Origin of the sequence: Pantoea sp. GABEPS69 (assembly GCF_045780835.1) — a bacterium.
In the GTDB taxonomy this organism is placed as follows: domain Bacteria; phylum Pseudomonadota; class Gammaproteobacteria; order Enterobacterales; family Enterobacteriaceae; genus Pantoea; species Pantoea septica.
This window is the reverse complement of the sequence record NZ_CP118618.1, coordinates 2,687,715-2,708,287: the sequence shown is the minus strand read 5'-3', so window position 1 is coordinate 2,708,287 and position 20,573 is coordinate 2,687,715. Positions and strand designations below refer to the sequence as shown.

At 59.4% G+C, this 20,573-nt stretch carries 22 protein-coding genes; 18 read left to right on the top strand and 4 right to left on the bottom strand.

Translation table 11 applies throughout. From position 1 onward, the window contains the following. Nucleotides 1–22 precede the first annotated feature (22 nt). The 7 genes from gsiB to PVE98_RS13245 all read left to right on the top strand — a co-directional run bounded on the left by gsiB (nt 23) and on the right by PVE98_RS13245 (nt 6,981). Nucleotides 23–1,558, top strand: a complete 1,536-nt coding sequence (gene gsiB, locus PVE98_RS13275; protein WP_033751410.1) for a glutathione ABC transporter substrate-binding protein GsiB — start codon at nt 23–25, stop codon at nt 1,556–1,558. 49 nt (nt 1,559–1,607) lie between these two features. Then, nucleotides 1,608–2,528, top strand: a complete 921-nt coding sequence (gene gsiC / locus PVE98_RS13270; protein ID WP_033751407.1) for a glutathione ABC transporter permease GsiC — start codon at nt 1,608–1,610, stop codon at nt 2,526–2,528. Nucleotides 2,529–2,537: 9 nt separating this feature from the next. Next, nucleotides 2,538–3,443 carry a glutathione ABC transporter permease GsiD gene (gsiD, locus tag PVE98_RS13265; protein WP_033751404.1) on the top strand — a complete coding sequence of 302 codons (906 nt, stop codon included), beginning with the start codon at nt 2,538–2,540 and terminating at the stop codon, nt 3,441–3,443. Continuing rightward, nucleotides 3,440–3,889 (top strand): DUF4385 domain-containing protein, encoded by a 450-nt coding sequence (locus PVE98_RS13260; protein WP_033751401.1) that lies wholly within the window; start codon nt 3,440–3,442, stop codon nt 3,887–3,889. Before gsiD ends, PVE98_RS13260 begins: the two co-directional genes overlap by 4 nt. A 448-nt stretch (nt 3,890–4,337) precedes the next feature. Then, entirely contained in the window at nt 4,338–4,973 is a 636-nt protein-coding gene (locus tag PVE98_RS13255; protein ID WP_033751938.1) for a carbonic anhydrase, read from the top strand. 109 nt (nt 4,974–5,082) lie between these two features. Beyond that, complete coding sequence (locus tag PVE98_RS13250; protein WP_033751399.1) at nt 5,083–5,739, top strand: DUF3313 domain-containing protein; 657 nt, start codon at nt 5,083–5,085, stop codon at nt 5,737–5,739. Nucleotides 5,740–5,847: 108 nt separating this feature from the next. Next, nucleotides 5,848–6,981: a PQQ-dependent sugar dehydrogenase gene (locus PVE98_RS13245; protein ID WP_096072863.1), complete on the top strand. Its 1,134-nt coding sequence runs from the start codon at nt 5,848–5,850 to the stop codon at nt 6,979–6,981. On the opposite strand, the gene PVE98_RS13240 is transcribed toward PVE98_RS13245, so the two are convergent. Continuing rightward, entirely contained in the window at nt 6,982–7,638 is a 657-nt protein-coding gene (locus PVE98_RS13240) for an HAD family phosphatase (RefSeq protein WP_096072864.1), read from the bottom strand. Between the two features lie 267 nt (nt 7,639–7,905). Here PVE98_RS13240 and PVE98_RS13235 point away from each other — a divergent pair, with 267 nt between their 5' ends. Continuing rightward, a complete protein-coding gene (locus tag PVE98_RS13235; protein ID WP_048784904.1) occupies nt 7,906–9,108 on the top strand; it encodes a serine hydrolase in 1,203 nt (400 codons plus the stop codon). A gap of 146 nt (nt 9,109–9,254) precedes the next feature. Here PVE98_RS13235 and ybjG read toward each other — a convergent pair whose 3' ends face one another. Both ybjG and PVE98_RS13225 read right to left on the bottom strand, forming a co-directional pair. Next, the gene (ybjG, locus tag PVE98_RS13230) at nt 9,255–9,860 is read right to left on the bottom strand and encodes an undecaprenyl-diphosphate phosphatase (protein ID WP_048784906.1); all 606 of its coding nucleotides are present in this window, start codon (nt 9,858–9,860) and stop codon (nt 9,255–9,257) included. Nucleotides 9,861–10,189: 329 nt separating this feature from the next. Beyond that, nucleotides 10,190–11,878: an aspartate:alanine antiporter gene (locus PVE98_RS13225; RefSeq protein ID WP_033751385.1), complete on the bottom strand. Its 1,689-nt coding sequence runs from the start codon at nt 11,876–11,878 to the stop codon at nt 10,190–10,192. Between the two features lie 250 nt (nt 11,879–12,128). On the opposite strand from PVE98_RS13225, the gene ybjM reads away from it, so the two are divergent. Next, a complete protein-coding gene (gene ybjM / locus PVE98_RS13220) occupies nt 12,129–12,485 on the top strand; it encodes an inner membrane protein YbjM (RefSeq protein ID WP_096073885.1) in 357 nt (118 codons plus the stop codon). 52 nt (nt 12,486–12,537) lie between these two features. Here ybjM and PVE98_RS13215 read toward each other — a convergent pair whose 3' ends face one another. Further along, nucleotides 12,538–12,795, bottom strand: coding sequence for a GrxA family glutaredoxin (locus tag PVE98_RS13215; RefSeq protein ID WP_033751382.1), 258 nt, complete (start codon nt 12,793–12,795; stop codon nt 12,538–12,540). Between the two features lie 195 nt (nt 12,796–12,990). Here PVE98_RS13215 and PVE98_RS13210 point away from each other — a divergent pair, with 195 nt between their 5' ends. The 9 genes from PVE98_RS13210 (at nt 12,991) to PVE98_RS13170 (ending at nt 20,567) form a co-directional block, all read left to right on the top strand. After that, nucleotides 12,991–13,260 (top strand): DUF1418 family protein, encoded by a 270-nt coding sequence (locus PVE98_RS13210; RefSeq protein ID WP_033751379.1) that lies wholly within the window; start codon nt 12,991–12,993, stop codon nt 13,258–13,260. Then, nucleotides 13,260–13,982, top strand: a complete 723-nt coding sequence (gene nfsA, locus PVE98_RS13205; RefSeq protein WP_096072865.1) for an oxygen-insensitive NADPH nitroreductase — start codon at nt 13,260–13,262, stop codon at nt 13,980–13,982. Before PVE98_RS13210 ends, nfsA begins: the two co-directional genes overlap by 1 nt. Before the next feature lie 18 nt (nt 13,983–14,000). After that, complete coding sequence (rimK, locus tag PVE98_RS13200) at nt 14,001–14,903, top strand: 30S ribosomal protein S6--L-glutamate ligase (RefSeq protein ID WP_096073886.1); 903 nt, start codon at nt 14,001–14,003, stop codon at nt 14,901–14,903. 87 nt (nt 14,904–14,990) lie between these two features. Then, nucleotides 14,991–15,470, top strand: coding sequence for a YbjN domain-containing protein (locus PVE98_RS13195; RefSeq protein WP_033751373.1), 480 nt, complete (start codon nt 14,991–14,993; stop codon nt 15,468–15,470). Nucleotides 15,471–15,851: 381 nt separating this feature from the next. After that, nucleotides 15,852–16,958, top strand: a complete 1,107-nt coding sequence (gene potF / locus PVE98_RS13190) for a spermidine/putrescine ABC transporter substrate-binding protein PotF (RefSeq protein ID WP_033751371.1) — start codon at nt 15,852–15,854, stop codon at nt 16,956–16,958. A gap of 117 nt (nt 16,959–17,075) precedes the next feature. After that, entirely contained in the window at nt 17,076–18,209 is a 1,134-nt protein-coding gene (gene potG / locus PVE98_RS13185) for a putrescine ABC transporter ATP-binding subunit PotG (protein WP_096072867.1), read from the top strand. Between the two features lie 9 nt (nt 18,210–18,218). Then, nucleotides 18,219–19,184, top strand: coding sequence for a putrescine ABC transporter permease PotH (potH, locus tag PVE98_RS13180; RefSeq protein WP_033751366.1), 966 nt, complete (start codon nt 18,219–18,221; stop codon nt 19,182–19,184). Further along, complete coding sequence (gene potI / locus PVE98_RS13175) at nt 19,181–20,026, top strand: putrescine ABC transporter permease PotI (protein WP_033751365.1); 846 nt, start codon at nt 19,181–19,183, stop codon at nt 20,024–20,026. The genes potH and potI overlap by 4 nt, the downstream gene beginning before the upstream one ends. A gap of 73 nt (nt 20,027–20,099) precedes the next feature. Then, on the top strand, nt 20,100–20,567 hold the full coding sequence (locus PVE98_RS13170; protein WP_096072868.1) for a YbjO family protein: 468 nt from the start codon (nt 20,100–20,102) through the stop codon (nt 20,565–20,567). The last annotated feature ends 6 nt before the right edge of the window (nt 20,568–20,573 follow it).

Genomic DNA, 20,573 nt, shown 5'->3' with positions numbered 1-20,573 from the left:
AGCAGGGATACAGGAGAACACGATGCACAACGCAATGCGTAAAGGGTTACTGGCTGCGGGCGTGATGAGCGCCATGGCGGCGCTACCCGCCTGGGCGGCAAAAGACGCGGTTATCGCCGTCGGGTCCAACTTCACCACGCTCGATCCTTACGATGCCAACGACACGCTGTCGCAGGCGGTGGCGAAATCGTTCTATCAGGGGCTGTTCGGCTTCGATAAAGAGATGAAGCTGACCAACGTGCTGGCGGAAAGCTATCAGGCAAGCCCGGACGGCCTGACCTACACCATTAAGCTGCGCCCAGGGATTAAATTCCAGGACGGCACTGACTTCAACGCCGAAGCGGTCAAGGTCAACCTGGAGCGCGCCAGCAATCCGGATAACCACCTTAAGCGCTATAACCTGTTTAAATATATCGCCACCACCGAGGCCGTCGATCCCACTACGGTGAAGATCACCCTGAAGCAGCCTTTTTCAGCCTTTATCAACAATCTGGCGCACCCGGCCGCCGCGATGATTTCGCCCACCGCGCTGAAGAAATATGGCAAAGAGATCGGCTTTCACCCGGTTGGCACCGGCCCGTATGAGCTGGTAACCTGGAACCAGACCGACTACGTGAAGGTGAAAAAGTGGGACGGCTACTGGAAGAAGGGCTATCCGAAGCTCGACAGCATTACCTGGCGTCCGGTAGTGGACAACAACACGCGCGCGGCGATGCTGCAGACCGGCGAAGCGAACTTCGCGTTCCCGATCCCCTTCGAGCAGGCCAAACTGCTGGAGAAGAACGCGAAGCTGAAGGTAGTGACCTCGCCGTCGATCATGCAGCGCTATATCAGCCTGAACGTCACCCAGAAGCCGTTCGATAACCCGAAAGTGCGTGAGGCGCTAGAGTACGCCATCAACCGCGAGGCGCTGACTAAAGTCGCCTTTGCCGGCTACGCGACGCCGGCGACCGGCATTGTGCCGCCGTCGATCGACTTTGCGCAGCGCTACCCGGCGATTCAGTATAACCCGGCCAAAGCGCGCGAGCTGCTGAAGGAAGCGGGCTATCCCAACGGCTTTGAGACTACGCTCTGGTCATCGCATAACCACAGCACCGCGCAAAAAGTGCTGCAGTTTACCCAGCAGCAGCTGGCGCAGGTGGGCGTAAAGGTCAAAGTGACGGCGATGGACGCTGGCCAGCGCGCCGCCGAGGTGGAGAGTAAAGGACAGAAAGAGAGCGGCGTCCGCATGTTCTACACCGGCTGGTCCGCCTCTACCGGCGAAGCCGACTGGGCGCTGACGCCGCTATTCGCCACCACCTCCTGGCCGCCGGCGATCTTCAATACCGCCTTCTACAGCAATCCGCAGGTGGATAAAGATCTGGCCGATGCGCTGAAGACCACCGATCGCGAGCGTAAAGCCAGCCTGTATAAAGATGCGCAGGATAAAATCTGGAACGACCATCCGTGGATCCCGCTGGTGGTGGAGCAGCTGGTCTCCGCCAACACCGCGTCGCTGACCGGGTTCTACGTGATGCCCGATACCTCATTCAGCTTTGACGAGGCCGACCTGAAGTAACCCGATCGGCCAGCCCGCGCGGGCTGGCCGCCGCTGCGCAGGATTTCGCATGCTTAACTATTTTATCAAACGTCTGCTCGGGCTGATCCCGACGCTGCTGATTGTCGCGGTGCTGGTGTTCCTGTTTGTGCACCTGCTGCCGGGCGATCCGGCGCGCCTGATCGCCGGTCAGGACGCCGACGCCACGGTGGTGGCGCTGGTGCGCCAGGAGCTGGGTCTGGATCAGCCGCTGCCGCAGCAGTTCTGGCACTTTATTCTGAATGCGCTGCAGGGCGACTTCGGCCATTCGCTGGTGTCGAAGCGGCCGGTCGCCGAGGAAATCGCCACCCGCTTTATGCCGACGCTGTGGCTGACGCTGGCCAGCATGATCTGGGCGGTGATTTTCGGCATGACGATCGGCATCGTCTCCGCCGTGTGGCGCAACCGCTGGCCCGATCGCCTCGGCATGACGCTGGCGGTTTCGGGCATCTCCTTTCCCGCCTTTGCGCTCGGCATGCTGCTGATGCAGGTTTTTTCGGTGGAGCTGGGCTGGCTGCCGACCGTCGGCGCCGACAGCTGGCGGCACTATATTCTGCCGTCGATTACGCTGGGCGCCGCCGTGGCGGCGGTGATGGCGCGCTTTACCCGCGCCTCGTTCGTCGAGGTGATGCAGGAAGACTATATGCGCACCGCGCGCGCCAAAGGGGTGCGCGAATCGCTGGTGGTGGTCAAACACGGCCTGCGCAACGCCATGATCCCGGTGGTCACCATGATGGGCCTGCAGTTCGGCTTTCTGCTCGGCGGCTCGATCGTGGTAGAGGTGGTCTTCAACTGGCCTGGCCTCGGCCGCCTGCTGGTGGATTCGGTGGAGATGCGCGACTACCCGGTGATCCAGGCCGAAGTGCTGCTCTTCTCGCTGGAGTTCATCCTGATTAACCTGATTGTCGATCTGCTCTATGCGGCAATCAATCCCGCTATTCGCTACAGGTAAGGAGTCGCAATGAAAAACTGGCGACGCGAAGCGGTGCTGAAAAGCCTGCCGCTGACGACGGAAAATCGGGTTCGAACGCCCTGGAGCGAGTTCTGGCGACGCTTTCGCCGCCAGCCGGTGGCGATGACCGCCGGGCTGTTTGTGCTGCTGCTGATCGTGCTGGCGTTTATCGCGCCGCTGATTGCGCCGTTCGACGCTGAGAACTATTTCGACTACGACCGGCTCAATCAGGGGCCTTCGCTGATGCACTGGTTCGGCGTCGATGCGCTGGGCCGCGATATCTTCAGCCGCGTGCTGGTCGGCACCCGCATCTCGCTGATCGCCGGCTTCTTTTCGGTGGCGATCGGCGCGGCCATCGGCACCTTCTTCGGCCTGCTGGCGGGCTACTACGAGGGCGCCTGGGATCGCGTCACCATGCGCATCTGCGACGTGCTGTTCGCCTTTCCCGGCATTCTGCTGGCGATTGCCGTGGTGGCGATTATGGGCAGCGGCATGAGCAACGTGATTATCGCGGTGGCTATTTTCAGCATTCCGGCGTTCGCCCGCCTGGTGCGCGGCAATACGCTGGTGCTGAAGCATCAGACCTATATCGAGTCGGCGCGCAGCATCGGCGCGTCCGACGCCACCATTCTACTCAGGCATATTCTGCCCGGCACGGTGTCCTCTATCGTGGTCTACTTCACCATGCGCATCGGCACCTCGATTATTACCGCCGCCAGCCTGTCGTTTCTCGGCCTGGGCGCGCAGCCGCCGACGCCGGAGTGGGGCGCGATGCTCAACGAGGCGCGCGCCGATATGGTACTGGCGCCGCACGTGGCGATTTTTCCCAGTCTCGCGATTTTTCTCACGGTTTTAGCATTTAATTTGCTTGGCGACGGGCTACGCGACGCACTCGATCCTAAACTCAAGACATGAAAAAATTCGATTACGAGCAGGACTTTAAAACCATCGACTTCCGCAAACAGCCGGAGCGCTATCAGGTCGGGCGCGGCGAGCAGGGCGTGCTGATGGTGGAGCCCTATAAAAGCGAAATCTTGCCGCACTGGCGCTTCCGCACCGTGCCGATCGCCGAAGCATCGGCGGCGAAGATCATGGAGCTGTTTGAAGCCTACCGCGCGCAGGATGATTTTGTCGGTATGGATATGGCGCGCAAGTTCATCCAGATGGGCTATACCCGCGCGCGCCGCTACAGCAATCACAAGGGCGGGCGCAAGTACGACGCCGACGGCAACGAGCTGCCGCGCGGCGTCGACGAAGAAAAGGCCGCTGCGGCGGCCGTTTTCAAAGCCTACTGGGATCGCCTGCGCGAAGATGAAGACTACCTGACGCGCAAGCAGGCGCATCAGAAGCTGTACGGTTAAATCCATCATGCCAGCGATCGGCTGAATTTCGCCATCCATCCTACCTGACGCTGGCCTCATTCGGCACGTCGGCGATTGCGCGTGCGCGTTTTCGTCGCGTTTCGCCTGAAATTGCCGTGCTTTTTGTGGGGGAATTATGACGTCTTTTCAGTGAGATAAGCGGCGCTTTTACCTGATAAAAAGGCGGCGATCTGCCCGCATGTTACGTAAATAAGTGCAAACGTCGCGGCCGGATGGTGTGAGGCTAACCTGCGGGAATTTCAACGAAAATTCTTATCCGCTACAGGCGCATCATTTGTCAATAATCAGAACAGGGTTGAGTTTAACGCGGCCTGGTGCTTAAATCCTGAATTCAAATTTACTGTGAATTCAATAATAAGCAGATAACAAGGCAGCTGCGGACACCTGTCGCCGCAGTCGACTAAGTGGATAATGTGAGAGCGCAATGATGAAAGAGATCGTTAACGGATTTCTGAGTTTTCAACAGAATGTGTTTCCTGAAAGGAAGGATCTTTTCAAAAGCCTGGCGTCGAACCAAAATCCGAAAGCGCTGTTTATCTCCTGTTCCGACAGCCGTTTAGTACCGGAGCTGGTGACCCAGCAGGAGCCGGGCCAGCTCTTCGTGATCCGCAACGCGGGGAACATCGTGCCGCCGTTCGGGCCGGAGCCAGGCGGGGTATCGGCCACCATCGAATATGCGGTCATGGTGCTGGGCGTAAGCGAAATTATCATCTGCGGTCACTCCAACTGCGGCGCGATGAACGCTATCGCCTCCTGTCAGTGCATGGACAATATGCCGGCGGTCGATCACTGGCTGCACTACGCCGATGCGGCGAAAACCGTGGTGGAAGAGCGCGAATACGAGACGCCGGAAGCGAAGCTGAACGAGATGGTCAAAGAGAACGTCATCGCCCAGCTGAACAACATCAAGACACATCCATCCGTGGCGCTGGCGCTGCGTAAAGGCAAAGTGCGCCTGCACGGCTGGGTCTACGATATCGAGTCAGGCAAAATCATCGCCCTGACCGAAGGCGGCAAGAGCTTTATCTCTCTCTCCGATAACCCGGAAACCTGCTTCGAGTAAGCCTTTCGCCCGCTGCACCCGCAGCGGGCGTTTTCTTTCTGTTTCTCCCGGCACGTTCTCAACGGATTATCTAAGCTATTAACGTCCTGTTTCCACTTGAGAACTGACTATGCGCAAAATTTCCTTGTTGACCCTGATGGCGAGCGCCATGCTGCTGGCGGGATGCACCTCGCACGTTGCCGATAAACAGCAATATTCCGGTTTTATCACTGATTACAGCCAGCTTAAACCCGCCACCTCCGCCAGCGATCGCCCTACGCTGCGCTGGATCTCGCCCGACTATCGCGACAGCGACTATACCTCGGTCGTTTATACGCCGGTGGTTTACTATCCGGCGGCGAAGCCGACGGCGCGCGTCAGCCAGCAGACGCTGGATCAGATCCGCAGCTACACCGATACGCGACTTAAGGCGGCGATTGGCGAACGTAAAAAGCTGGTGACCCAGCCTGGTCCGCATACGCTGATCGTGCGCAGCGCCATTACCGGCGTGACGGCGGAAAACGAGGGCGTCCAGTTCTATGAGGTGGTGCCGGTGGCGGCGGTGATTGCCAGCACCATGGCGGCCACCGGCCACCGCACCCAGAATAGCGCGCTGTTTCTGGAGATCGAGGCGCGCGACGCGCAGACCGGCAAGCCGCTGATCAAGGTAGTGCGCAAGGCGTTCGGCAAGCCGCTGAACAACAGCAGCGCGCCCATCACTTACGCTGACGTGAAAAGCGCCATTGACGATACGGTCAGCGACGCCGTGCACTTCAGCGCGCCCTGAGTCGCGCGCCGAGGGCAGGGACGCCTTGTTTAATCTTTTGTAAAGCCTGAACATTATCGGGTCGCGCTGGCTACGCTTAAGCTCATCCCCTGATGACTGGAGCACACTATGGCCCGACTGACTGCTACGCTGCTACTTGGCGGCGCGCTGTTTACTCTCCCCGCGCTGGCGGAGGAGCTGCAGGTTCAGGTTTTGCAGGACAAGCTTAATCATCCCTGGTCAGTAGCGTTTCTGCCCGACAATCAAACGCTGCTGATAACTGAACGGAGCGGAGAGCTGCGCAGCTGGCGGCCCGACAGCGGCCTGTCGCAGCCGATCGAAGGGGTGCCGAAAGCGACAGTGCGCCGCCAGGCGGGACTGCTCGACGTGGTGCTGGCGCCGGACTTCGCGCAGAGCCGTCGCGTATGGCTCAGCTATACCACCGAAGCCAGCAGCGGCGAACTGGGCGCGGTGGTCGGCTATGGCCAGCTCAGCGCGGATAACCGGCGTCTGACCGGCTTTAAACCCGTCATCCGTCAGACGCCGGCGCTTTCGGCGGGCAATAATCTCGGCACGCGCATGGCCTTCGATCGCGACGGCTATCTCTATATCGTTTTCGGCGATAACTTTCACAGCAGCAGCGCGCAGGATCTCGACAAGCTGACCGGCAAAATCCTGCGGCTGAATCAGGACGGCAGCGTGCCGAAAGATAATCCTTTCGTCGGCCGCAGCGGCGCGCGTCCGGAGATCTGGGCCTACGGCCTGCGCAATCCGCAGGGTCTGGCGCTGAACCCCTGGACGCAGCAGATATGGGAGAGCGAGCACGGCCCGCGCGGCGGCGACGAGGTGAATATCCCGCAGAAAGGCAAAAACTATGGCTGGCCGCTGGCGACCTGGGGCATCGACTACAACGGCAGCAAGGTGCCGGAATCAAAGGGCAGCCACGCAGAGGGAACGGAACAGCCGGTCTTCTACTGGAAAAAATCGCCTGCGGTGAGCGGCATGGCGTTTTACAACAGCGCCCGCTTCCCGCAGTGGAAAAATTCGCTGTTTATCGGCGCGCTTAAAGAAAAGAACCTGATCCGCCTCAGCGTCAATGGCGATAAGGTGGTGGAGGCGCAGCGCCTGCTGACGGATCGCGACGAGCGCATCCGCGACGTGCGCCAGGGGCCGGACGGCTATCTCTACGTGCTGACCGACGACGACAACGGTAAGCTGCTTAAAGTGGGCCTCGCGCAGGACGCCAGCGCGTCCCGCGGCTAATCAGCGCGCCCAGCGGCAGACCTGCCAGCCGCGGTTCAGCGCCTCCTGATGCAGCAGCGCATCCGGGTTAATGACGAGCGCGTGATCGGCCTGCGCCAGCAGCGGCAGGTCGTTCATCGAGTCGCTGTAGGCCCAGGTGCGGGCGAAATCCTGCTCCTGCTGCAGGGCGCGCCAGTCGGTCAATCGCGTCACCTTGCCCTCTTTATAGGTCATGGTGCCGTAGGTTTGTCCGCTGTAGCGGTCATCCACCACCTCGACGCCAATCGCCAGCGCGCCGTGCGCGCCCAGCCGTTCGGCTATCGGCGTCACCAGATGTTCGCCGCTGGCGGAGCAGATTACCACTTTGTCGCCGCGCTGCTGGTGCCAGCTGATGCGGTCGCGCGCTTCAGGATAGACGCGCGGCAGAATGTCGCGCTGGATCCAGCGGCGCACCCAGCCTGCGACGGTCGGTGCCGCCAGACCGGCCAGCGGCGAGAGCGTCAGCGCCATATAATCCTCCATCGCCAGCGTGCCGGCGTAGTACTGCGCCATTAGCGCCTGCTCTTGCGCCAGCAGTTCTTCACGGGCAAAGCCCTGCGATACCAGCCAGCGCAGCCAGAGGCCGGTGCTGTCTGCGCAGATAACGGTTTCGTCGAGATCAAATACGGCTAAGTCCATGGTGGGTCTCCTCTGTAGACTCACAACAGCCTGGCAGAATTTTGTGACGCTCTTAACCTTTCTACGAAAAATCGGAATTTCACCGGCTTTTCCGGGCGCTTGCCTGGCGTGACACTGGTAAGCGCGCCCGGCAAATGCCAGGGTTACTCTACTAAACTCTATAAAACTTTACGGTTGGGCGGTTTTTTTCATGCTCTGCAGAGGGTAGCGTTTCACTCTGTAGGTTTTTGCCTTAAAACCGCGATTTAACATGGAATTTCCTCGCACATGACAACTATTCGCTCTCCACGCCGCCTGCGGCACGTCGCCGCCGCCTCGTTACTGCTGTTTATCGCCCCCGTTGCTTTTGCCGTGGATGCGCCTGCGCCCCCTCAGGTCGAGGCCAAAGCCTGGATATTAATGGATTACGCCAGCGGCAAGGTGCTGGCGGAAGGCAATGCGGACGATCGGCTCGACCCCGCCAGCCTGACCAAGATGATGACCAGCTATGTGGTCGGCCAGGCGCTGAAGTCGGGCAAAATCAAGCGCGACGACATGGTGACCATCGGCCAGGACGCCTGGGCAACCGGCAATCCCAAACTGAAAGGCTCTTCGCTGATGTTCCTCAAGCCCGGCGACCGCATTCCGGTGTCGGAGCTGAATAAAGGCATCGTTATTCAGTCAGGCAACGACGCCTGCATCGCGCTGGCGGACTATGTCGCCGGCAGCCAGGACGCCTTTATCGGCCTGATGAACAACTACGTTAAGGCGTTCGGGCTGAAGAACACCCACTTTATGACGGTGCACGGGCTGGATGCAGAAGGGCAGTACAGTACGGCGCGCGATATGGCGCTGATTGGTCAGGCGCTGATCCGCGACGTGCCGGAAGAGTATGCGCTGAATAAAGAGAAAGAGTTTACCTTCAACCATATTCGCCAGATGAACCGCAACCGGCTGCTCTGGAGCACCAACCTGCAGGTCGACGGCATCAAGACTGGCCATACCTCGGGCGCCGGTAACAACCTGGTGGCCTCCGCCACCGAGAACGATATGCGGCTGATCTCCGTGGTGCTCGGCACCGCCACCGACGCCGCGCGCTTCCGCGAGAGCGAGAAGCTGCTGACCTGGGGTTTCCGCTTTTTTGAGACCGTGACGCCCATTAAGGCGGATAAGCCCTTCGCCCAGCAGCGCGTCTGGTTCGGCGATCGCAAAGAGGTCAACCTCGGCGTCGAGAAGGATGCCGCGCTGACGCTGCCGAAAGGACAGATGAAGAACCTGAAGGCGAGCTATACCCTCACTACGCCGCAGCTTGAGGCGCCGTTAAAGAAAAATCAGGTGGTGGGCACTATCGACTTCCAGCTTGACGGCAAAACCATTGAGCAGCGGCCGCTGGTGGTGATGGAGGAGGTGCCGGAGGGCAATTTCTTCAGCCGCATCGTCGATTTCGTGCTGATGCAGTTCCACTCCCTGTTCGGCAAGTGGTTTAGTTAAAGCACACTCTGGTAGCGTTGAGCAGACGCGGATGGCATGGGCCGATCGCAAAGTCGCTCAAGGCCTCCCTGCGCGCTCGGCCCGCGTGGTTACGCACCTCATCCCTGAGGTGCGCCCGTAAACGGGCCAACACGCTGCCAGTTTGCTTAATCCTGGATCCAGCCCTTGCGTATCGGCAGGGCGAACAGCGCGCGGTAGGCGGCGTTAAAGGTCGCCAGCATGCGCGCGCCATATCCCTGCCAGGCGAGATGCGACGCCAGACAGCCGAGCAGCCCCACCAGAAACCCGCCCAGCATATCCATCGGCCAGTGCACGCCGAGGTAGACGCGCGACCAGGCGATGGCCGTGCCAAGCGCCATCAGGATCACGCCTGACCAGAGGCGATGCCAGAAGATAAACGCCAGCGCGAAGGTGAAAATCGTGGTGCCGTGATCGCTCGGGTAGGAGTCGTCAGGCGCATGATGCAGAAACTGATACCCAAGCCCGATGGCAAATGGGCGCGGATGAGGGAAAAGCTGGCCGACGCACCAGGAGATAGCAAGCGCATAGATCAGCGCCATGCCGGTTTTCAGCACCAGCACGCGCTGCGATTTCACCTGGTCGCGTGGCCCCCACAGCCAGAGCGCGACAATCAGCAGCGGCACGATGGCGATCAGATCTTTGGCGATAAAGGTCGCCAGCGCCAGCAGCCAGCCGGGCGAATCGGGCGTCGCGTTAATGGATAAAAACAGAGAGTGGTTAAACGCTTCCATAGGGGTAATAAATCCTCGTCGTGTACCTGCGCTCATTCGCCGCTGCGCACAAAATGTCAATGAACAGGCCTATTCTGGCGACGCCGCGCGCCGGGATATATAGCGCCGGCTCCTAAATGACGCGCAGGTTTCAGAACGGTTTAAGTTCAGTGACAGTGCGCGCATCCCTTATGCGCTCTGCCTGTCGCGGCCGGGTAAACCGCAGGCATAAAAAAACCCGTCAGCAAAAAAGCTGGCGGGCTCCACAATTTGGGGATTTCAAAGAAAAGCAGTGGCACTTATTCAGACTCACCCTTAACAAAAAAGTTCTGGACTGAGTCGAAAAAATTTTATAAGGGCAAAATCGGCCAGATAATCACAATCAGCGTGCCCGCCAGCGTCAGCAGCACGTTGGCGATGGCGTAGGTGCCCGCATAGCCCAGCGCCGGAATATTGCTGCGCGCCGTATCGCAGATAATTTCCATCGCCGGCGCGCAGGTGCGCGCGCCCATAATCGCGCCGAACAGCAGCGCGCGGTTCATGCGCAGCACGTAGGCGCCGAACAGATAGCAGATCACTACCGGCAGCAGGCTCACCAGCAGACCGCACAGCAGCATCAGCGCGCCTTCGCTACCCAGGCCCTGGTTAATGCCGCTGCCGGCGCTCAGCCCGACGCCCGCCATAAACACCATCAGCCCGAACTCTTTCACCATGGTCAGCGCGCCCTGCGGGATATAGCCGAAGGTGGGATGGTTGGCGCGCAAAAAGCCGAGCATAATGCCGGCGAACAGCAGCCCGGCAGCGTTGCCGATGCCGAAGCTGAAGTTGCTGAACTGAAAGGTGATCAGCCCGATCATCAGCCCGACGATAAAGAAGGCGCAGAACGCCAGCAGATCGGTCACCTGGCTATGAATCGCGATAAAGCCGATGCGGTCCGCCACGTTTTTCACGCGCTTCGCCTCGCCGCTGACCTGCAGGATATCGCCTTTGTGCAACATAATGCTGTCGTCGATCGGCATCTCGATCTGACTGCGGATGACCCGGTTCAAAAAGCAGCCGTGATCGGTGAGATTGAGTTTGCTGAGGCGCTTATTCACGGCGTTGTGGTTTTTCACCACAATCTCTTCCGTCACGATGCGCATATCGAGCAGATCGCGGTCGAATACCTCTTTGCCGTTGCGAAAGCTGGCGTCGAGCCGCGCGTGAGCATCTGGATAACCCACCAGCGAAATTTCGTCGCCGAGCTGCAGCACCGCGTCACCGTCCGGGCTGGCGAGAATGCCGTTACGGCGAATACGTTCGATATAGCAGCCGGTCTGGCGATAGATACCGAGCTCGCGCAGATTCTTGCCGCCGCTCCACGCCACCAGCTCCGGGCCGACCCGGTAGGCGCGGATCACCGGCAGAAAGACTTTACGCTGGCTGTCGGCGTCCAGGCCGCGCTCGCGCGCGATTTGCTGGGCGCAGGTGGGCAGATCCTGATGCTGCAGGCGTGGCAGATAACGCGCGCCGAAAATCAGGCTTACCAGGCCTATCAGATAGGTCAGGGCGTAGCCGAGCGAGAGGTGATCCTGCATCAGCGCCAGTTGGCCGCCGTCGTTGATGCTCTGTCGCAGGGTATCGCCCGCGCCGACCAGCACCGGCGTCGAGGTCATCGAGCCCGCCAGCATCCCCGCCGTCATGCCGATATCCCAGCCGAAAAGTTTGCCGAAGCCCAGCGCCAGCAGCAGGGCGCTCAGCACCATGACGATCGCCAGCAGAAAATAGTTTTTACCGTCGCGGAAGAAAATAGAAAAAAAGTTGGGCCCCGCCTCTACGCCGACGCAAAAAATAAACAGCATAAAGCCGAGGCTTAATGCGGCGGTATTTATCGCGAAGTGTTGTTGGCCAAGTAATAAAGAAACGACTAATACGCCGATGGAATTTCCTAACTGCACTGAACCCAAGCGCAATTTACCCAGGCAAAGACCGAGTGCTAAAACGACAAATAATAACAGAACGTCATTTCCGCTTAACAAATCTGCGACGTTTATGTTCACTGTTTAACTTCTTGTTTACTTGTAAGCTGTTGATGACAGGCCTGTTTTTCGCTATCTTGTGCAGGCCGCGCAGTGAGCCTGCTGCCAGATTTAAACAGGCCGCTCTTAAACGGCAGGTATTCTAATCATAAAAATCACCCTCAGCCATTAGCTTTAAATTTCATACCGCTAACGGCCTGTTTCATTTTATTTCCACCAGAGATCGCGGCAGGTTGTTGTCATTGTGATGATTTTCAATAAGTGGGGTGATATGCCACAGCGTTCCTTACGCTGGACCAGTGCGACGCTTGGCGTTGCGCTCTACAGTCTGGTGTTTATTTATGCGCATCGTTACTGGCTGGTGGGCAATGCGCCGCTGGGCGGGCAGCCTGAGCTGCTGCTTTTTTTGCTGCCGGGCGCGGTAATGGCGCTGCTGCATGCGGAGAGTCCGCTGAAAAGCACGCTGCTGATGGCGCTCTGGGGCACGCTTCTCGGCGTTCTGTTGCTCAACAACACGCTGCTGGCCCATACCAGCTGGCTGACCCTGTCGGTCTGGAGCCTGAGCGCGCTCTTCTGGGCGGGCAGCGGCGCGCTGCTGGTGCGTCTGGCGCGCATCGTCTGGCGCTGACGCCAGAACGAAAAAACGGGCCGTGTCGGCCCGTTACGCTGGCGAAAAAATCTTATGCGCTCAGGTTTTCTTTGGTCCAGGCGGCGAAATCGGTGTAGCCGCCGATATGCTGCTCGTCGATGAAAATCTGCGGTACGGTGGTGACGGGTTTGCCCGCGCTTTTTTCCAGATCCGCTTTGGTAATGCCTTCCGCCTGGATATCCACATACTGGTAACTAAAGTCGTCGCGCTCAGCGCTGAGCTTGTCGGCCAGCTCTTTCGCACGTACGCAATAGGGGCAGCCAGGACGACCAAAAATAACAGTAACCATGAAAAGCTCCTTAATTCAGGCTATTTAATGTGACCCATATCACACAAGCTCAAGGTGGATGGTCAACATGATGCCCGCTCAAACCGCTTAAAGAAAGCAGGAAATGCCTGTTAGTCTGATGCGCGTCGTCTATGCAAGTCTGTGAACCTTGACCATAATTGACGGCCTGAACCCGGTGCGACCCAGGAGAATGCTATGCCGAATCTGGCGCGTTTACCCAAAGCTCTGCTGATCATGGAGGCGCTCGGCGGCCTGCTGACGCTGTGCGCGCTGCTGCTGGCTAACCGCTGGCTGCCGCTGCCCGCGCACGCTGACGGCAAGACGCTGGCGACCGCGCTGCTGATTATCGGCATTCTCCTGATGCTGCCCGCCGCCTGGCTGATGATATGGCGTACCGCGCAAGCGATGGCGCCGCAGCTGTTTGGTCGCGCCAATACTAAAAATGACACTCGCCGGAGACCTTAATGACACCGACAATCGATCTATTGTGCAGCCATCGTTCTATTCGCGCCTTTACCGACCAGGCGATCAGCGCGGAACAGCGTGAGGCGATTATCGCCGCGGCGCAATCGGCGTCCACCTCCAGCTTTCTGCAGTGCTCTTCCATTATTCGCATCACCGATACCGCGCTGCGCCAGCAGCTGGTGACGCTGACCGGCGGTCAGCAGTGGGTAGCGGACGCGGCGGAGTTCTGGGTATTTTGCGCCGACTTCAATCGCCACCTGCAGATTTGTCCCGATGCGCAGCTGGGCCGCGCCGAGCAACTGCTGCTCGGCTGCGTCGATACCGCGCTGATGGCGCAAAACGCCATGGTCGCCGCCGAATCCCTCGGCCTGGGCGGCGTCTTTATCGGCGGCATCCGCAACAATATCGCGCAGGTGACCGAGCTGCTCGGCCTGCCGAAATTCGTGCTGCCGCTGTTCGGCTTCTGCATCGGCTATCCCGATGCGGTGCCCGACGTCAAACCGCGTCTGCCGCAGGCGATGCTGGTGCATGAGAACCGTTATCAGCCGGTCGATCCGCAGGTGCTGGCCGACTACGATAGCCGCACGGCGATCTACTACGAGCAGCGCGACAGCAATCAGCGCAGCGAGACCTGGAGCGAGCTGATTCAGCGTCTGATCGTCAAAGAGACGCGCCCCTTTATGCTCGACTACCTGCACCAGCAGGGCTGGGCGACGCGCTAATTCCAGAGAGGGCCGATGATGAAAATCGCTATCCTGTCGCGCGACGGGCAACTTTACTCCAGCCGACGCTTGCGCGAGGTTGCCGAGCTGCGCGGGCATGAGATTCAAATCATCGATCCGCTCTCCTGCTACATGAATATCAACCCGGCCTCCCCAGCGGTGCACTACCGCGGCGAGCCGCTCGGCCATTTCGATGCGGTCATTCCGCGCATCGGCTCCGCCACCACCTTCTACGGCACGGCGGTGCTGCGCCAGTTCGAGATGTGCGGCAGCTATCCGCTCAACGAGTCGCTGGCAATCGCCCGCGCGCGCGACAAGCTGCGCTCGCTGCAATTGCTGGCGCGTCAGGGCATCGATATGCCGGTGACCGGCTTCGCCTCGTCGCCGGATGATACCCAGGATCTTATCGCCATGGTCGGCGGCGCGCCGCTGGTGGTGAAGCTGGTAGAGGGCACGCAGGGCATCGGCGTGGTGCTGGCGGAGACGCGGCAGGCGGCGGAGAGCGTCATCGACGCCTTTCGCGGCCTTAACGCGCATATACTGGTGCAGGAGTTTATCCAGGAGGCAAAAGGACGCGACGTGCGTTGCCTGGTGATTGGCGGCGAAGTGGTGGCGGCGATCGAGCGCGAGGCGAAAGAGGGCGATTTCCGCTCTAATCTGCATCGCGGCGGCAAAGCGCATCCGGTGGAGATTACGCCGCAGGAGCGCGCCATCGCGGTCAAAGCGGCCGCGACGCTGGGGCTGGACGTGGCGGGCGTCGATATTCTGCGCGCGCATCGCGGACCTCTGGTAATGGAGGTAAACGCCTCACCCGGCTTGGAAGGGATCGAAACCAGCACCGGCATCGATATCGCCGGCCTGATGATCGGCTGGACAGAGCGCAACGCTCTGCCCGGTTTCAGTCTTAAAACCGGCGGCTGACGCGCGCTTTTCAGCGGTTTTCGTAGCGTCAGGCGCATTTTTTCCGTAAGCTTAGTCGCCTGTTTATTCACCCCTTGGGACACTACGATGGATTCTCTTGTCGTTCCGGATATCGACCTGTTGCGTCGCTGGCTGGATCAGCAAAATATCACCTGGTTCGAATGTGATGCCTGTCAGGCACTTCATCTGCCGCACATGCAAAATTTCGATGGGGTGTTCGACGCCAAAATCGATCTGGTCGACAACGTTATTCTCTTTTCCGCGCTGGCGGAAGTGAAGCCGACGGCGCTGATCCCGCTGGTCGGCGATCTGTCGCAGATCAACGCCAGCTCGCTGACGGTAAAAGCCTTTGTCGACATTCAGGACGACAACCTGCCGAAGCTGATTGTCTGCCAGTCCCTGACGACCAGCGCCGGGTTGACCTTCGGCCAGTTCGCCAGCTTTATGAAGCAGAGCGAAGAGCAGGTCTCCATGGTAATTATGGAAGCGTTTGCCAATAATCTGCTGATGATGGGCGAAGAAGAAGAGCGTGCGCCGGTCAGTTTCAGCCACTCGCTGCTGCACTAAGCCAGCCTTTCTTCCGCCCCGCTTTAACTGCCGCTTTATGCGGCAGTTTTCATTTTCGGCCCACCATTTTTTATTCTGCATTTTGCCCTTTAATGCCAGATATTTCTCGTGGTTTGTGCCGTTCCTGCCAGACCACATAGCACAAACATGCATAACCTGTCGCTAAAAGGCGTTTTTTACGCTGGGGTCTGGCAGCGGCAGGGTAGCAGGGCTATTCTTGCGGGGCTGCATGAGACGTGGATTCGCAGCGCAGGTATCAGTTTTTACTATTAAACTCTCAATGAATATTGATTCATTGTGTCTGTGAATTGACGCACAGCTCGCAGCGCTGGCATTCGCTTTAGCCAGGCCGTGACGATCCGCTCAGGAGGAAATAAAAAGATGTTCAATCAAAAAAAATGGTTGTCAGCTGCGGTTACCGGCGTACTGATGGTCGCCTCTGCAGGATCGATGGCGGAAGATAAAACGCTGCATGTTTATAACTGGTCAGATTATATCTCGGCAGACACGGTGCCGAATTTTGAAAAAGCCTCCGGCATTAAGGTGGTCTACGACGTCTTCGACTCCAACGAAGTGCTGGAAGGCAAACTGATGGCGGGCAGCACCGGCTACGACGTGGTGGTGCCATCCTCCAGCTTCCTGGCGCGCCAGCTGCAGTCCGGCGTATTCCAGCCGCTGGATAAGAGCAAGCTGCCGAACTACAAGAATCTCGATCCTGAGCTGATGAAGAAAGTGGCGCAGCACGATCCCGATAACAAATACGCCATTCCTTATCTCTGGGGCACCACCGGCATCGGCTATAACGTCGAGAAGGTGAAGGCGGCGCTGGGCGCCGACGCGCCGGTCAATAGCTGGGATCTGGTGCTGAAGCCGGAAAACCTCGAAAAGCTGAAAAGCTGCGGCGTCTCTTTCCTTGACGCGCCGGAAGAGATTTTCGCCACCGTGCTCAACTACCTCGGCAAAGATCCCAACAGTTCAGACGCGAAAGATTACTCCGGCGCGGCGACCGATCTGCTGCTGAAGCTGCGCCCCAGCATTCGCTACTTCCACTCGTCGCAGTACATCAACGATCTGGCGAACGGCAACACCTGCGTCGCTATCGGCTGGTCGGGCGATATTCTGCAGGCGAAAAACCGCGCCGAGCAGGCGAAAAACGGCGTGCATCTCGCCTACAGCGTGCCGAAAGAGGGCGCGCTCGCCTTCTTCGATATGATGGCGATCCCGAAAGACGCGAAAAATCTCGACGCGGCCTATCAATGGCTGAACTACATCATGGATCCGAAAGTGATTGCCGACGTTTCCAACAAGATGTCCTACGCTAACGGTAACAAGGCGTCGCTGCCGCTGATCAACGCCGATATCCGCAACAATCCGGGCATCTTCCCGACGCCGGAGGCGATGTCGAAGCTGTTCGTGCTGAAGGTGCAGGATCCGAAGCTGGATCGCGCGCGCACCCGTGCGTGGACGCGAGTGAAAAGCGGGAAATAAGCGGCTTTTTGCGCATTCGCACATTTACAACCTGGAACAGAGGCGCTGCGCTGGCCTCTGTTTTCTCTTTTTTAGCGGCTGGCTTAGCCGTTCCGCGTAGACCGGAGTGAACTGTTAGTGAACGACGCGATCCCTCGTCCCCAACCTAAAACCGCAAAGGCGTTAACGCCCTTGCTGGAAATCCGCAACCTGACCAAATCGTTCGACGGACAGCACGCCGTGGACGATGTCAGTCTGACCATCTATAAAGGCGAAATTTTCGCGCTGCTCGGCGCCTCCGGCTGCGGAAAATCGACGCTGCTGCGCATGCTGGCGGGTTTCGAGCCGCCGACCAGCGGCCAGATTGTGCTGGACGGTCAGGATCTCTCTCACGTGCCGCCGTATCAGCGTCCGGTCAATATGATGTTTCAGTCCTATGCGCTCTTTCCGCACATGACGGTAGAGCAGAATATCGCCTTCGGCCTGAAGCAGGACAAGCTGCCGAAGGGCGAAATCACGGCGCGGGTGCAGGAGATGCTGGCGCTGGTGCATATGCAGGAGTTCGCGAAGCGCAAGCCGCATCAGCTCTCCGGCGGCCAGCGGCAGCGCGTGGCGCTGGCGCGCAGCCTGGCGAAGCGTCCTAAGCTGCTGCTGCTTGACGAGCCGATGGGCGCGCTCGATAAAAAACTGCGCGACCGCATGCAGCTGGAAGTGGTGGATATTCTGGAGCGCGTCGGCGCCACCTGCGTCATGGTGACCCACGACCAGGAAGAGGCGATGACCATGGCGGGCCGAATCGCCATTATGAACCGCGGCAAGTTCGTGCAGATCGGCGAGCCGGAAGAGATTTACGAGCATCCCACCACCGTCTACAGCGCCGAGTTTATCGGCTCGGTTAACGTCTTCAGCGGGCTGCTGCGCGAACGTCAGGAGGATGGCCTGGTGATCGACAGCCCCGGCCTGGTGCATCCGCTGAAGGTCGACTCCGACGTCTCGGTGCCGGACAACGTGCCGGTGCACGTCGCGCTGCGCCCGGAGAAAGTGATGCTGTGCGACGAGGTGCCGGCGGACGGCTACAACTTCGCCGTCGGGGAAGTGGTGCATATCGCCTATCTCGGCGATCTCTCTATCTTTCACGTGCGTCTGAAAAGCGGGCAGATGATCAGCGCCCAGCTGCAGAACGCCCACCGTTTCCGCAAAGGATTGCCGACCTGGGGCGACGAAGTGCGCCTCTGCTGGGATGTCGACAGCTGCGTCGTGCTGACCGCCTGAGGAGATGCGATGAGCCAACTTTTTCACTCCAGCAAACCGGCGCGCGCCTGGCTGGCCGGCACGCCGCTGCAGCGCTGGGCGACGCGCATGAAAATGCGCCACGGCCGCAAGCTGGCGATTGCGCTGCCCTATGTCTGGCTGGTGCTCTTTTTCCTGCTGCCGTTTTTAATCGTGCTGAAGATCAGCTTCGCCGATATCGCGCGCGCGATCCCGCCCTATACCGAGCTGGTTAGCTGGGCCGACGATCAGCTCAATGTGGTGCTTAATTTCGGCAACTATCTGACGCTCACCGACGATCCGCTCTACGTGGACGCCTACCTGCAGTCGCTGAAGGTGGCGGCGATCTCGACGCTGATCTGCCTGCTGGTCGGCTACCCGCTCGCCTGGGCGGTGGCGCACAGCAAGCCCTCGATGCGCACCATCCTGCTGCTGCTGGTGATCCTGCCGTCGTGGACCTCGTTTCTGGTGCGCGTCTACGCCTGGATGGGGCTGCTCAACAACAACGGCATCCTGAACCGTTTCCTGATGTGGCTGGGCGTTATCGATCATCCCCTGGTGATCCTCTATACCAATACGGCGGTCTATATCGGCATCGTTTACTGCTATCTGCCCTTTATGGTGCTGCCGATCTATACCGCGCTGACGCGCATCGACTACTCGCTGGTGGAAGCCTCGCTCGATCTCGGCGCGAAGCCGCTGAAGACCTTTTTCAGCGTCATCGTGCCGCTCACCAAAGGAGGCATTATCGCCGGCTCGATGCTGGTGTTTATTCCGGCGGTGGGCGAATACGTGATCCCGGAACTGCTGGGTGGCCCGGACAGCATTATGATCGGCCGCATCCTGTGGCAGGAGTTCTTTAACAACCGCGACTGGCCGGTCGCCTCGGCGCTGGCGGTGATTATCCTGCTGATTTTGATCCTGCCGATCGTCTGGTTCCACAAGCATCAAAACCGTGAAATGGGAGAGAAGGAATGAATCAGCTGCCTGCGATTCGCTCGCCGTGGCGCACCGCCATTCTGATCTGCGGCTTCCTGTTTCTCTATGCGCCGATGCTGCTGCTGGTGGTTTACTCCTTCAACAGCTCGCAGCTGGTAACGGTGTGGGAGAGCTTCTCGTTTCACTGGTATCGCGTGCTGTTTCAGGACAGCGCCATGCTCGACGCGGTAGGCCTCAGCCTGACTATCGCCGCGCTGAGCGCTACCATGGCGGTGGTGCTCGGCACCATGGCGGCGGTGGTGGTGGTGCGCTTTGGCCGCTTCCGCGGCCATACCGGCTTCGCCTTTATGCTGACCGCGCCGCTGGTGATGCCCGACGTGATCACCGGCCTGTCGCTGCTGCTGCTGTTCGTCGCGATGGGCAACGCCTTCGGCTGGCCGAGCGACCGCGGCATGCTGACCATCTGGCTGGCGCACGTCACCTTCTGTACCGCCTATGTGGCGGTGGTGATCAACTCGCGCCTGCGCGAGCTGGATCGCTCGATTGAAGAGGCGGCGATGGACCTGGGGGCGACACCGCTCAAGGTGTTTTTCGTGATTACCGTGCCGATGATTGCCCCGGCAATCGTCACCGGCTGGCTGCTCGCCTTTACGCTGTCGCTGGACGATCTGGTGATCGCCAGCTTCGTCACCGGGCCGGGCGCCACCACCTTGCCGATGGCGATCTTCGCCACGGTGCGGCGCGGCGTGAACCCGGAGATTAACGCGCTGGCGTCGCTGATCCTGTTTGTGGTCGGGCTGGTGGGCTTTATCGCCTGGCGCTGGATGGCGCACGAAGAAAAACAGCGTATTCGTGATATTCAGAAGGCGAGACGTGGCTGAAATCCCTGATCTTTGCCACTATAAAGGCGGGCGGATTTTTCCGCCCGTCTGCGTGTAGTGATGGAGCCTGGCCATGTCCGAAACCTTGAAAAAAGGCGATTTTATTTCTCTTGCGCCCGTGCCGGTGACGGTAGCGGGCATCGCCATTATCGCGACGCGCTGCCTGAGCGTGCTGATGCTGGCGAACGAGCTGGGTCTGGACGAGATCGCGAACTTCGTGCACCGCAGCGCGCAGGCCTGGGACTCCACGCTTATCTTTATCGCCAGTCAGCTGATCTTTTTCTATGAGCTGCGCTGCGCCTTTCTGCTGCTGCGCGGCAGCAATCGCGGCCGCTGGGGCTTCGCCGCCACTCAGCTGGTGGTGCTGCTCTATATGCTGCTGGCCTCTACCGGCGGTATCTATCCGGAGATTTTCAGCATCAGCGGCGCGAACAACGCGCAAATCATTCACCATACGCTGATGCAAAAGCTGCCCGATCTGCTGGTGCTTGGCCTGCTGTTCGTGCCGGCCGCCAGCCGCGCATTTTTCCGTAAGCGGTGATACAAT

Excerpts from the sequence above, each read along its gene's own strand:
- rimK (WP_096073886.1), top strand. The coding sequence starts at position 14,001 with ATGAAAATCGCTATCCTGTCGCGCGACGGGCAACTTTACTCCAGCCGA.
- gsiD (WP_033751404.1), top strand. The coding sequence starts at position 2,538 with ATGAAAAACTGGCGACGCGAAGCGGTGCTGAAAAGCCTGCCGCTGACG.
- PVE98_RS13255 (WP_033751938.1), top strand. The coding sequence starts at position 4,338 with ATGAAAGAGATCGTTAACGGATTTCTGAGTTTTCAACAGAATGTGTTT.
- ybjG (WP_048784906.1), bottom strand. The coding sequence starts at position 9,860 with ATGGAAGCGTTTAACCACTCTCTGTTTTTATCCATTAACGCGACGCCC.
- ybjM (WP_096073885.1), top strand. The coding sequence starts at position 12,129 with ATGCCACAGCGTTCCTTACGCTGGACCAGTGCGACGCTTGGCGTTGCG.
- PVE98_RS13245 (WP_096072863.1), top strand. The coding sequence starts at position 5,848 with ATGGCCCGACTGACTGCTACGCTGCTACTTGGCGGCGCGCTGTTTACT.
- nfsA (WP_096072865.1), top strand. The coding sequence starts at position 13,260 with ATGACACCGACAATCGATCTATTGTGCAGCCATCGTTCTATTCGCGCC.
- gsiB (WP_033751410.1), top strand. The coding sequence starts at position 23 with ATGCACAACGCAATGCGTAAAGGGTTACTGGCTGCGGGCGTGATGAGC.
- PVE98_RS13210 (WP_033751379.1), top strand. The coding sequence starts at position 12,991 with ATGCCGAATCTGGCGCGTTTACCCAAAGCTCTGCTGATCATGGAGGCG.
- PVE98_RS13170 (WP_096072868.1), top strand. The coding sequence starts at position 20,100 with ATGTCCGAAACCTTGAAAAAAGGCGATTTTATTTCTCTTGCGCCCGTG.
- PVE98_RS13260 (WP_033751401.1), top strand. The coding sequence starts at position 3,440 with ATGAAAAAATTCGATTACGAGCAGGACTTTAAAACCATCGACTTCCGC.
- PVE98_RS13235 (WP_048784904.1), top strand. The coding sequence starts at position 7,906 with ATGACAACTATTCGCTCTCCACGCCGCCTGCGGCACGTCGCCGCCGCC.
- PVE98_RS13250 (WP_033751399.1), top strand. The coding sequence starts at position 5,083 with ATGCGCAAAATTTCCTTGTTGACCCTGATGGCGAGCGCCATGCTGCTG.
- PVE98_RS13215 (WP_033751382.1), bottom strand. The coding sequence starts at position 12,795 with ATGGTTACTGTTATTTTTGGTCGTCCTGGCTGCCCCTATTGCGTACGT.
- potF (WP_033751371.1), top strand. The coding sequence starts at position 15,852 with ATGTTCAATCAAAAAAAATGGTTGTCAGCTGCGGTTACCGGCGTACTG.
- PVE98_RS13195 (WP_033751373.1), top strand. The coding sequence starts at position 14,991 with ATGGATTCTCTTGTCGTTCCGGATATCGACCTGTTGCGTCGCTGGCTG.
- potI (WP_033751365.1), top strand. The coding sequence starts at position 19,181 with ATGAATCAGCTGCCTGCGATTCGCTCGCCGTGGCGCACCGCCATTCTG.
- PVE98_RS13240 (WP_096072864.1), bottom strand. The coding sequence starts at position 7,638 with ATGGACTTAGCCGTATTTGATCTCGACGAAACCGTTATCTGCGCAGAC.
- potH (WP_033751366.1), top strand. The coding sequence starts at position 18,219 with ATGAGCCAACTTTTTCACTCCAGCAAACCGGCGCGCGCCTGGCTGGCC.
- gsiC (WP_033751407.1), top strand. The coding sequence starts at position 1,608 with ATGCTTAACTATTTTATCAAACGTCTGCTCGGGCTGATCCCGACGCTG.